Annotated in this window: 13 protein-coding genes; 2 read left to right on the top strand and 11 right to left on the bottom strand. The window is 33.5% G+C overall.

Annotated features, from left to right (window positions below):
• Positions 1-346 precede the first annotated feature (346 nt).
• Positions 347-1,324, bottom strand: a complete 978-nt coding sequence (locus EKG35_RS11275; RefSeq protein WP_126294567.1) for an aromatic ring-hydroxylating oxygenase subunit alpha — start codon at positions 1,322-1,324, stop codon at positions 347-349.
• A gap of 234 nt (positions 1,325-1,558) precedes the next feature.
• On the opposite strand from EKG35_RS11275, the gene EKG35_RS11280 reads away from it, so the two are divergent.
• Positions 1,559-2,017: a DinB family protein gene (locus EKG35_RS11280; protein WP_126294553.1), complete on the top strand. Its 459-nt coding sequence runs from the start codon at positions 1,559-1,561 to the stop codon at positions 2,015-2,017.
• Between the two features lie 227 nt (positions 2,018-2,244).
• On the opposite strand, the gene EKG35_RS11285 is transcribed toward EKG35_RS11280, so the two are convergent.
• Positions 2,245-3,087, bottom strand: a complete 843-nt coding sequence (locus EKG35_RS11285; RefSeq protein ID WP_126294554.1) for a DUF2268 domain-containing putative Zn-dependent protease — start codon at positions 3,085-3,087, stop codon at positions 2,245-2,247.
• A 105-nt stretch (positions 3,088-3,192) separates the two neighbouring features.
• Here EKG35_RS11285 and EKG35_RS11290 point away from each other — a divergent pair, with 105 nt between their 5' ends.
• Complete coding sequence (locus EKG35_RS11290; RefSeq protein ID WP_126294555.1) at positions 3,193-3,444, top strand: LSm family protein; 252 nt, start codon at positions 3,193-3,195, stop codon at positions 3,442-3,444.
• A gap of 172 nt (positions 3,445-3,616) precedes the next feature.
• On the opposite strand, the gene EKG35_RS11295 is transcribed toward EKG35_RS11290, so the two are convergent.
• The 9 genes from EKG35_RS11295 to EKG35_RS11335 form a co-directional block, all read right to left on the bottom strand.
• Entirely contained in the window at positions 3,617-3,952 is a 336-nt protein-coding gene (locus EKG35_RS11295; protein WP_126294556.1) for an ArsR/SmtB family transcription factor, read from the bottom strand.
• Positions 3,952-4,380 carry an SRPBCC family protein gene (locus tag EKG35_RS11300; RefSeq protein WP_126294557.1) on the bottom strand — a complete coding sequence of 143 codons (429 nt, stop codon included), beginning with the start codon at positions 4,378-4,380 and terminating at the stop codon, positions 3,952-3,954. The genes EKG35_RS11295 and EKG35_RS11300 overlap by 1 nt, the downstream gene beginning before the upstream one ends.
• A gap of 93 nt (positions 4,381-4,473) precedes the next feature.
• Positions 4,474-4,710 carry a hypothetical protein gene (locus tag EKG35_RS11305; RefSeq protein WP_126294558.1) on the bottom strand — a complete coding sequence of 79 codons (237 nt, stop codon included), beginning with the start codon at positions 4,708-4,710 and terminating at the stop codon, positions 4,474-4,476.
• A 258-nt stretch (positions 4,711-4,968) separates the two neighbouring features.
• Positions 4,969-6,156: an MDR family MFS transporter gene (locus EKG35_RS11310; RefSeq protein WP_185807727.1), complete on the bottom strand. Its 1,188-nt coding sequence runs from the start codon at positions 6,154-6,156 to the stop codon at positions 4,969-4,971.
• Between the two features lie 121 nt (positions 6,157-6,277).
• Positions 6,278-7,240 carry a bile acid:sodium symporter family protein gene (locus EKG35_RS11315; protein ID WP_126294559.1) on the bottom strand — a complete coding sequence of 321 codons (963 nt, stop codon included), beginning with the start codon at positions 7,238-7,240 and terminating at the stop codon, positions 6,278-6,280.
• Between the two features lie 255 nt (positions 7,241-7,495).
• The gene (locus EKG35_RS20935; RefSeq protein WP_126294560.1) at positions 7,496-7,834 is read right to left on the bottom strand and encodes a hypothetical protein; all 339 of its coding nucleotides are present in this window, start codon (positions 7,832-7,834) and stop codon (positions 7,496-7,498) included.
• A gap of 58 nt (positions 7,835-7,892) precedes the next feature.
• Positions 7,893-8,660 (bottom strand): SDR family oxidoreductase, encoded by a 768-nt coding sequence (locus EKG35_RS11325; RefSeq protein ID WP_126294561.1) that lies wholly within the window; start codon positions 8,658-8,660, stop codon positions 7,893-7,895.
• A gap of 98 nt (positions 8,661-8,758) precedes the next feature.
• A complete protein-coding gene (locus EKG35_RS11330; protein ID WP_126294562.1) occupies positions 8,759-9,904 on the bottom strand; it encodes a diguanylate cyclase domain-containing protein in 1,146 nt (381 codons plus the stop codon).
• A gap of 187 nt (positions 9,905-10,091) precedes the next feature.
• The gene (locus EKG35_RS11335) at positions 10,092-10,493 is read right to left on the bottom strand and encodes a hypothetical protein (RefSeq protein WP_126294563.1); all 402 of its coding nucleotides are present in this window, start codon (positions 10,491-10,493) and stop codon (positions 10,092-10,094) included.
• Positions 10,494-10,746: the final 253 nt, after the last annotated feature.

The following is a 10,746-nucleotide window of genomic DNA, read 5'->3' on the forward strand; positions in this document are numbered from 1 at the left end:
ATAAAATTCCTCCTTTCACTACTATTATGTTACATGGGTTTCCCCCTTGATATAAAGAAAAAACCATTTTGCAATATATAAATGTTACAAATTTGTGAACTTTTTATATATTTTATGTGACTATTTCTACTTTTAATTAAAGCAAAAAAAGACTGTATAGAATACTGGTATAATAAACTTTAGGAGAGTTTTGGAAAAAGTTAATATTAGAAAGTTATTGTTTTATTTTCAGAATATTTGAACTTATAATGGGTTGACAGATAAAACTGCCATTTTCGCTAAAAAATCTTAACGAAACGAGAAAGCAGCACAAACTACAACTTAAGTCTGTGCTACTGAAAGTCTGTTATTCAACACCTAATTTAACACCCTGTTGTTTTAAATATTTACGATACGCAATACTTAAACGATCGAATTTTAATGATAATTCTACCTGTAAATCCAAGGGCAATTCTTCAGGTTTTTGATTTTCTACTATAGGTTTATCTTGAGCAAAAATTATATTTTGAAATTCAATTACTTCTTCATCGGTTTGTGCAATGTCATAGTTAAATGACTCAACACCGAATACAATGCAATCACGTTCTCCAACTGGAAGAACTGTCATAAACATCGAAAATCGATTGTTTGTTATTGGATCACATTTCGTAAATCGAGCAGTTAAAGGATTTAATACTTCATATGTATAAAGCACATCCTTTGCAATGCCTGTCCCATCGGAATCTGGTTGATATACGATTATTTCATCTGTAAATATCCGATTATCTACTGTATGCACTTTGTAATCATTAATAAGAGGTTTATCTTGAATACCTAGAAATCCTTCGTGGACAAATGCTAAGTGGCTAACATCTAAAAAGTTTTCTATGATGCGAGGCGGGTTTGCTTTTACATTTTGTGGACCCCAAATAACATTTCGGTGATGTAAGTCTATGTATTCAGGGTAATTGAATAATTCAGGTTCATTATTGTTTAAGTTCACCCAAATAAAACCATATGCAACTTTACAACCGTAAGGAATTGCTTTTGCCTTTGAGGTAATAGGGGCTCCTTCTGGCAATTGGGGGATTTTTACACATTGCCCATTTGAATTATATATCCAGCCATGATATGGACAAACTAAACAGCCGTCCTTTACTTGTCCAAGCGACAATGCTGCACCTCGATGAATACATAAATCTTTAAATGCATAGGTACCTTCGTCATTTTTGAAAATAACAACTCTTTCTCCTAGTATTGTGACTTGAATTGGCTCTTCTCCCAAATCGACTTCCCTGCATGCAACAATCCATTGATTTCGTAAAATTCTATCTTCAATTAACAACTCAGTCACTTCCTTCCCTATTTTTTCAATATAGTTTTCATATAATTCTTAGTTTATGTACTAACCAATCTAAAGTCAATATATTCTGAATATTCAAACCATAATTACAGATATTTTAGAACATTCTTATGAATCTGGCCTGACATCAAAATTAAAATAGATAAACTTAGAGTTGATTTAGAGGAAAAATAAGTATGTTGTCAAAATAAATTAATAAAAGAAAGGAGGAAATAAATGAAGCAACGTCATAAAGTGTTATTTCAGCAATTAGAGAGCTATCGCGGAAATATAATCAATGTTCTCGAAAATATAACTGAAGAACAGTCGGAAATAGTGCCTAAGGGATTTAATAATAATATTCGATGGAATATGGGGCATATTTTGCTAGATCAATACTTATGGATTGAAGCACTAACAAAGGAAAAAAGCGAGGTACCTGAGCAGTTTAATTATTGGTTTGGATTTGGCACTTCACCAGCTAATTTCAATGCTGATACTCCATCTTTCCATGAACTAAAGGAATTATTAAAAATACAGCCTGCAAAAATAAGAGAGGCCTATAGTAATCGATTAGAAGAAGAATTTCCAACAGTTGAAATGGGAATGTACACGATAGAACAAGTTTTAATTCGAACCATTTTCCATGAGGGGATGCATTTACAAGCAATTTTGGATATAAAAAAGTTTATATAAATATTTTATTTAATCGATGGATTCCTTTTTTAATACTACAATGGGAATCTTAATGAATTTTGATGGTGCACATACGACCTATATAAAAGGGAGAAGGCAATATTTAAATCCAAAAGTTCAAACAGCCTTTGCTATTTTAGGACACTATTTATCCACTTAACAGATGATTATTCTCATTGGCTTTTGTACATGTGAAAGATTTGTATAAACTCTCCCTTTTCCTCTAATTATGATGGTTTAAAATCAGACCCCTGGATAATTTTTTCTGAAGAAATTCGATAAAACACGCTAGATTCTACAGAACCAACATTTTTTACGTAGGATTCGATAATTCGGTATCCTATACAATAGCCTATCCAACTCGGTAAACCTAAACTTTCATCTCCATATAAAAACGAGTAATGATTTTCTACACCAAGTAAATACATATTCGGAGCATAGTACTTTTGCCATTGTTCTTTTAGTTCTTCAAAAGAAGATTGTTTCGTCCATGGAGATAGCCCTGCCTCCCCATACAATTTCTCAACTTCCCACTCTGCCATTCCCTCTATAATTAATGACTCTATTAATTCTATTTCCTGGGGTGCTTTTTTTATATGAGAAAGTCTACAAATATGATGATACTCATGGGCAAGCAAAGCTTTTAATTCAATTTCTACTAGTTCTTTTGAAATAAATAAAAATATTGCATCATTATATGCTACGCCATTCTTTTTTACTTCCATCCCATCAATCATCGGTCTATGTTTTGTTAGGGGAAAAATGTAAATAGGTATATCAGGCCCCCTCCATAAGCTTCGCAGTTTCTCAAATTCTTTTTGAACTATACCCCATACATTTTGCTGTTCCAATTCTTTTATAGTGGCAGCTATATCTAATCCTTCATACGGATCAAACAGCCCATTCCTTAAAAGCTCGAAATGAATTTCTTCAATTGTCCTTTTTGGAAAAATAGTTTTAAGAGGGTTGCATAGCAATTCTCGGTGAACTTTTATTAAATTATCTTTTGCGCTTTGACTAGACTTTTCACACAATTTATAAAGTTGTGGCAGATTATATACTACTGGCATCTATTTCCTCCTTTTTATTTAAGATATGTTTTAGACTCCTAACTCGTGTCGACTAAAAATAGGAACATATATTAATTAACAGTAATATTAAAAGGGGGGAAAACTATGCATCCTCATAAAGTATACAATCTATGCTGCCGCTATTTAGGTAAAAGAGTTTGTATTACTGAAAAAAATGGCAGAAAACATGTTGGAAGAATTACTAGAGTAGATCGACATATGGTATGGATTATGCCTGATGGCGGCTTTGGTGGATATGGAATTGGCTACTGGGGCTTTGGCGGAAGCGGATTCGGAATTGGTATTGCAATTGGGGCAATCGCTGGTATTGCTCTTGCCAACGCTTTCTGGTGGTAGATTGCGAACACTTTTATTCTATAAAAATCCGCTTAAGGTAGTATAGTCCAAAATAGTTCTTAAAAGGGGGCAGTCCAGAAGCAATTTTCTGAACTGCCCTTCAGTTTGTGTTTATGCAGTCCTCTGCAAGCGGCGTTGAGTTAACCATCTATGTCCTTTTCGGAAGTCTATTTCACCGATTTTTTAATGTATCATTTTCCACTACAAACTTAAATTTTGTTAATTTATTATTCCAAAACTGTTCGTAATATTTAAGCCAACCGCTTAATTCTTCAAAAGGCTCTGGCTGTAAAAAATATATTTTTTCACGGCCGCTTTTTTCTCCTCGAACCAGACCTGCTTCAGATAATATATTTAAATGCTTGACCACTGCAGTTCTACTTATATCAAAATGCGAAGAAATTTCAGCTATAGATTGATTATTTTCGGAAAGTAAATGAAGAACTCTTCTTCTTGTTGGATCAGCAATTGCTTGAAAAACATCATACTTTTGTGTGGCAGCGCACATTAAACTTCCACCACTTTTTTAAACTTAAGAACAATTCCTGCCCAACCTTGATTCATCGTATTTCGAATTTCAGTATTTGGTCTTTGAGCTTTCGGTACGATTGCACCTTCGTCTTTCCACCCACCGTGAATAACTGTGAATTCTGTTTCATTGTCAATTTCTTTTAATAAAAACGTCACAATCCAGCCATCTGTATCCCATTCGAAAGATATTTTATATGGTTTATCAACTTCTATTACCTTACAAGGAGATGGTCCGAATGGAGATTGGATTGTAAATGCAAACCCTTCCTCCGGTTGAAAATCGCTTGGCATAAACCATTCTGCAATCCCTTCAGCAGTGGATATATAATCCCATACTTTTTGTATTGGTGCTTGTACAGTTACTGTTTGAATAATGTCAGGTAATTTCTTTTGATCATTTGTCATTTTCAATTGCTCCTTTACTGCAACATCTATACATAACCATTCGGTGTTACTTTCAAAGTATATATAACTTAAAGGTGTTATGTCAAAATAGAATTAGAAAATATAAATAAATATTGCAAAAATAAAGGGCAATATAGTTAATAAAAAGCCATATTTTGCAAGTTTTTTATTAAATAATAAAAATACCCCTATAATCCAAAGTACAATAAATAAAGCCTCATCTATAAACTTTCTTTCCATGCTGCCTTGTTCTAGTATTGGTATAGAAATGTAAAAGGCAAATATCCCTGTCCATACAAGATGAATAATCCTATAAATTTTTAATATCATGTGTACCTCCCTTTATTATGACGTATTTAATTCAAGACGCACTCATTTCCCAAAAGATTCTTTCCCCTTAGTTTCAACGAAAATATATCTTTATATCCAAACCATAAAAAGTGAACTTGCTTTATAATCGATATGAAATTCCAACTTATAAGAAAAATAAAAAAGTGTCGACTCCTTTTTTAGGAGCAGACACTCATACTTTTCCAACCATTTATCGCTGCTTTTTCGTACATCGCTTTATATATGGCAGTTACATTTTTATGCGTTATCCAGATTATTGCGTTTCGTTAATGCATTTTTGTAAAACACAATACTTAATAACATGAATATTGCTATAACAAAATAAACTTCTCCCTGAAAATGAATTAGTAACCAGCCTCCTAAGATCGGTCCAATGAATCCTCCAGCATTTTTCAATTGAGAGGCTCCTAAATATGTAGCTTTTTTTGTTTCTGGAGCAATCTCTTCAATCATTGCATTCATCATTGGGAATGCAAAAATCTCACCAATGGTAAATACAACCATTGCCCCAATAAAAACAATCCAGCTTGTTGCTAGGTTGAAAAGAACAAATCCTGCTGCAAAAAAACAAATTCCAATCACTAAGCTCTTCAAGGTAGAAATACGCTCACTATAAATGCTAATCGGCAGTTGTAAAAGCAGTACTACAACAGCATTTGTTACAAGTAATATTGAATACAATTTCACGCCATTCTCTACAGTTAAATTAATAAACTGTGGCAATGTTGAATCATATTGGGAATAACCAAGATTAATTAGCATACCCCCTGCTAATAACAGAAGCAGCTTAGTATCTGAACCAACAACCTTGAACATTTGAAGAAGAGTTTGTCTCTCTTTATTAATCTGCTGGCGCATTTCAACATTGTTTAAAGCGATTACTAAGACTACGCCATATAATGCATACATCCCTCCTGTAATGAGAAATGGCAATGTTGGGCTTGATAGACTTAAAAGCCAAACCCCACAAATAGGTCCAATAACTGCGGCGATGTTGATTGCTGTATACCGTACAGAAAAAAGTCTTCTTCGTTTTTCCTGTTCGGTAAAATCAATCATTAATGCTTGTGTCGAAGGCTCAAAAAATGAACGACATAGTCCATTCAAAGCGCTTAAAAATACGAAAAGCATTACACTATGAACCGTTGCAAACCCAACAAAGACAGCACTCCATATGAAAATAGTAAATAGTATAATAAGTTTTCTTCCTAGTTTATCTGTAAGAAAACCTCCGAATATTCCTCCAATAGTAGCAAAAAGCTGTGCAGCACCAAGCGTTATTCCAATGATTAATGGAGATGCACCTAATTCCCTTTGCAAATACAGTGCAAGGAACGGGATCGTCATAAAACTAGCGACTCGAGTAAAAATTGTACCAAACAATATATTCCAAACGAGTGGATGAAAATAATTAATTATACCCAAAACAACACCTCTATATTTATCCCACTACTTTATAATACTTAAATGAAAAAATTACATAAAAATATGCATAAGGGGCGTCAAAGGATCTTCAGCCCTACTACTTACTTGACCTTACTGATCATTATGACGATTCCTTTAAATTGAAAGCATACTTCACCTTATATTTTTCCATAATTCTATTAAATTGTGATGCCAGTACTTGTTGGAATAACATACCGAAAACTACAGGCATAACTACTTTTGCTGGGAAGTAGGTGCTTGCGATTACAACGCCCACTGCGATATTGCGCATACCTCCAGTAAAAACAACTGCCGTGATAACACTCGGATCTTTAAATAGGTAATGACCAAGTATTAAACAAATTACATAGCCCGAAATTGATAAAAGCAAGACGACAATAATAATACCAATCGTCTCCCACGTAATGTTTCTTATATAAGGTCCAATAACACTACTATTAATCATCACAATCAAAAATAAACTAATTTTCTGAAATGGTGCAAGTGTCTTCCCAACAGTCTCTACAACATTTCCTTTTGTCCATTCATTCAGTAATACCCCTGCAACAGATGGCAGCAAGATCATCCATAATAAATCAAGCATAATAGACATTGTATCAATTTCAATATTTTGCCCAACAACAACATGCACTAATAATGGCAAGATAATAGGCGATAACATTGTATCTATTAAAATAATTGATAAGCAAAGGGCAAGATGGCCTCTACAAATGCTAACCCAGATAAAGCTTGTAACCCCAGTTGGTACTGCAACAGACAATACGAAGCCAATTGTAAGTAGATGATCATTAAATATTACTGTTGCTACGAAATACGCCCAAATCGGCATCAAGATATGTAAAAACGCAATGGTTATTAGAATGACAACTGGATATTTTGTAAAGCTGCGCAGTCCTTGAAAATTCATGCTTAAGCTACCTATAAATGTCATTAGGGCAAATAACCAAGGAACTAAAAATAACAAATATCCCCCAATATCATCCAGCAACACACCGATTATTAAGCTAAGAGGTGTTAAGATTGGCATTAATTTTTGGAGATTCTTGTTTAGAGTGGCTAACATAGAAGCCCCCCTTCCTTAATAAAATCCTAAACTCACTATACACCTTATTTTTTAGGTTGTTAATGAACCTTTCGTCTGAACATTCAACATTCATTGAAACCTTATATACTTTTTAGTTACATAAAAAGGCGCCACCCCTGCGAAAGAAGAGTGACACTTACAATTAAAGTTAATCAATCCCGAACTATGAATATAGGGCGATACAGCCGTAGCGCAAAAAAATTACCAACTGTTGGTGAAATCGCAGGCTATATATTACTCTTTTCGAGAGAAAAGCGAAAAAGGGGCTAGGACATAAGTGGATTTTTTGTAAGAATTCGCTTTTATCATTAATAATAATTTGATATTTTTTGAAAATTGATTGGAGTGAAGGGGCGACTCCTGCGGGAACAGCCCGTGACTCGAGACCCCGCAGGAGCGTAGCGACGAGGAGGCTCGAGCCGGGCCCGCGGAAAGCGTCCCCGGAACGGAAATCAGTTTTCCACTTAGCAAAAAAACGTCATTTTTCTCTTCAAGAAAAATGGCGTCTTTTAGTTTTGTCCCAGCCTCTTTATTGACAAGAACAAAATTGATTTCCGTTCCAAGGAAGCTCATCCAGAGCGGGCCCAGAACCTCTTCGTCCTCCGCTTTCCTTTACCAGCATAGAATGTAATTATTTAAAAAAATCAGGATTATTATTCAAAAAGTTATGCCAAGCTTTTTTCATTCCTTGATCCAGCTCATCCCTTGAAGCAGTAAGCCGTTTTTCCGTTCCCCCATAACCAATTTCAATTTGCCCATTCTTTAACCCTTCAAATATCGCATGGATAAAGTCATTTAATGGTGCACCAAATGTATGGACTCCAACACCTCCCAAATCCGTGTTAACAGCTGGAGGTAAAACCTCTATCACTTCAACATTTGTGTTTTCTAGTTGTTGGCGTAAAGTTACTGTGAATGAGTGCATAGCAGCTTTTGTTGCACTATAGATAGGCACCCAAACCCCAGGCTGGATTGCCAAGCCGGATGTTACATTAAGAATAGTTGCTTGTTTTTGTTTTCTTAGGTGAGGAATAAATAACATGGATAAATGGATTGGGCCCTCTACATTAATAGCAATTTCATTTTGATAATAGTGCCACTCATTTTTTGCATCGAGTAAATTAACTCTTTGTTGAATGCCCGCATTATTTACTAAGACGTTTAAATCCGGGAAGCTTTTTGTCACCCACTCATAAAGCTGAATACGTTCTTCTTCCTTGGATACATCACAAACTCTTGTATGTAATTCAGGAAATTTTTCTTTTGCCGCAGCTAACTTGTTTTCCTGACGTCCTACAACAATGACCTTATTTCCTGACTTTAAGAAGTTCTCAGCAAAGGCTAGACCTATTCCAGACGCTCCGCCTGTTATTAATATTGTGTTTCCTGATAATTTCATTATTTTCACTCCAAGTTAAATTAGTAAGCATATACTTAAATAGTTTTTACCATCATAGCAAATCCAAGTAATTTTAAACAAAAGAATGGATTTATAATTTATCGTATTGTCAAATTACTAATCACAAAAGTATTGCGTTTCTTTTTTGCTTCATACAAAGCATCATCAGAATGCTTTAAAAGTGTTAAATAATCTTTACCATTTGTCGGATAAATAGCAATCCCAATACTGGTCGTAATATGGAAATACTGCCCTCCTATACTAATAGGCTTCTTAAAGGCATGAAGAATACGGTTCGCTATATCAACAACCTTTTCTTCACTTATATCTTTAAGAAGAACTGTAAATTCATCTCCTCCTTGCCTCCCAATAACATCTGTATTACGAATACATCTTTCAATCCTTTTTGAAAATGCTATTAATACCATATCTCCAATATCATGTCCAAAGTTATCATTTATATATTTAAACTTATCCATATCCATATACATCAAAGCAAATTTTCCATCCGATCCTTCTATTTCATTTATCACTTGTTGCTGAAACATTCTTCTATTCGCTATTCCAGTCAGTTCATCATGATAAGCTAAAAATTCTAACCGCTTCTTTAAAGCTAGAGATTCTTTGATTACTTTTTGCAAATAAAAGAAAGCAAAAATAAAACTTAAAACAGATAGAATAAGCATTATAATTCCATCAAGTATCAGTCTTTCAAAATTTCTATTTTGATTATTTAGTATCTTTGAAAATGAATTGTAATAATCATCTTCCAGGGGTTGTAAGTAATGTAAATTTAAATCCTCAAATTCGCTATTTGCTCTCATTAACCAATTCTGTGATTCAATATCATTGTTTTCCCTGCTTAGCTGCATGGCCCTATTAAAAATAATCCAATAACTTTTCCATTTTTCAATGAACGCATCCCGTTCTCCCTTTTCCAAATTTAAAGAGATGTCATTAATTAAATTATCAAGGGCTAAATGTGTGGACTCTATTTCTTTATTGAAATAATCCATTTCGTTATAATTATTTGTCAAAATATGCTTGTGCCCTAAGAAATTTAATTTAAAGGTTAAAGTCTCTAATTGGTATACTGTATTAACAATTTTTACAGATTTAGATTGTAAGTTTCGGTTATTTTCATATGTTTGAAAAATGTTGTATACCTCAAAAGACGAAATAAGTAATATAAGGAAAAATAAAATCGAAAATGTTACATTTATTTTAGACTTTATCTGTTTCATCGATTTCTCCTTACTTATGTAAAGGCTGCTAATCTGAAATTTACCAATAGATTTATTTTGCTATTACCCATGCTTCCCATTTTCAGCAATAGTAAAAACAAAATTCTTTGTTGTTTTTCGAAAATAAATATTTACTACATTAAAAACAGAAAGTCCGTCTCAACCTGAGACAGACTTTCTCATACAGCTATTTTCTTTCCTTTAATATATCTTGAATAATTTCAATATGAAAATCAGCCCAAGCCTTTTCTCTAAAATGAAGAATTAAGCCTATAGTTAAAAAAACTAAATATATACAACAAAAAAAGATCCACTTCAAACTTCCGTTTGCAAATAGAAAATGTTCTAATTGGCTGGAAAATAAAAAGAGCAGCCATGGAACGGCAGCGACATAAACAGGAATCATACCAGTACCGCTTTTCTCTTTAATCATTCGGTAGTAAATTAACTTTAATAAATCGCTGTCAACTGATTGATAGAAATCACGAATTTCTTGAATTTCATTTAAGAACTTGATGTCTCTAATTTTTTTAGGCTCTTTTTTTAAACGACGATATATTTTATGTGCGTCTCCACGAAAAATAGTCATGAACAACATCCTTTTAATATTCTAAAGCTTATTTTCTAATTCTTATTATTGTGTACATTAACGAAAAAATTAAGAATCCTATTTATAATTTTTCAAGTTATTTTCCTATTATTTTCACAATTACACAATTGCTGTAAACGTCAACCCCAAATGAACATTTTTTGCTCATTTACGATGAACACTTTTGATTAGTTGAAAATCTTTTGTTGATGTTTTAATCGGTGACTTTCGTTGTTCATATGAATAACCTCAA

It is taken from the genome of Lysinibacillus telephonicus, assembly GCF_003966145.1.
GTDB lineage: Bacteria > Bacillota > Bacilli > Bacillales_A > Planococcaceae > Ureibacillus > Ureibacillus telephonicus.

Bases quoted from the DNA above. Each gene is read 5' to 3' on its own strand.
- EKG35_RS11280 (WP_126294553.1), top strand. From the start codon at position 1,559: ATGAAGCAACGTCATAAAGTGTTATTTCAGCAATTAGAGAGCTATCGC.
- EKG35_RS11285 (WP_126294554.1), bottom strand. From the start codon at position 3,087: ATGCCAGTAGTATATAATCTGCCACAACTTTATAAATTGTGTGAAAAG.
- EKG35_RS11290 (WP_126294555.1), top strand. From the start codon at position 3,193: ATGCATCCTCATAAAGTATACAATCTATGCTGCCGCTATTTAGGTAAA.
- EKG35_RS11295 (WP_126294556.1), bottom strand. From the start codon at position 3,952: ATGTGCGCTGCCACACAAAAGTATGATGTTTTTCAAGCAATTGCTGAT.
- EKG35_RS11300 (WP_126294557.1), bottom strand. From the start codon at position 4,380: ATGACAAATGATCAAAAGAAATTACCTGACATTATTCAAACAGTAACT.
- EKG35_RS11305 (WP_126294558.1), bottom strand. From the start codon at position 4,710: ATGATATTAAAAATTTATAGGATTATTCATCTTGTATGGACAGGGATA.
- EKG35_RS11315 (WP_126294559.1), bottom strand. From the start codon at position 7,240: ATGTTAGCCACTCTAAACAAGAATCTCCAAAAATTAATGCCAATCTTA.
- EKG35_RS20935 (WP_126294560.1), bottom strand. From the start codon at position 7,834: ATGAGCTTCCTTGGAACGGAAATCAATTTTGTTCTTGTCAATAAAGAG.
- EKG35_RS11325 (WP_126294561.1), bottom strand. From the start codon at position 8,660: ATGAAATTATCAGGAAACACAATATTAATAACAGGCGGAGCGTCTGGA.
- EKG35_RS11330 (WP_126294562.1), bottom strand. From the start codon at position 9,904: ATGAAACAGATAAAGTCTAAAATAAATGTAACATTTTCGATTTTATTT.
- EKG35_RS11335 (WP_126294563.1), bottom strand. From the start codon at position 10,493: ATGACTATTTTTCGTGGAGACGCACATAAAATATATCGTCGTTTAAAA.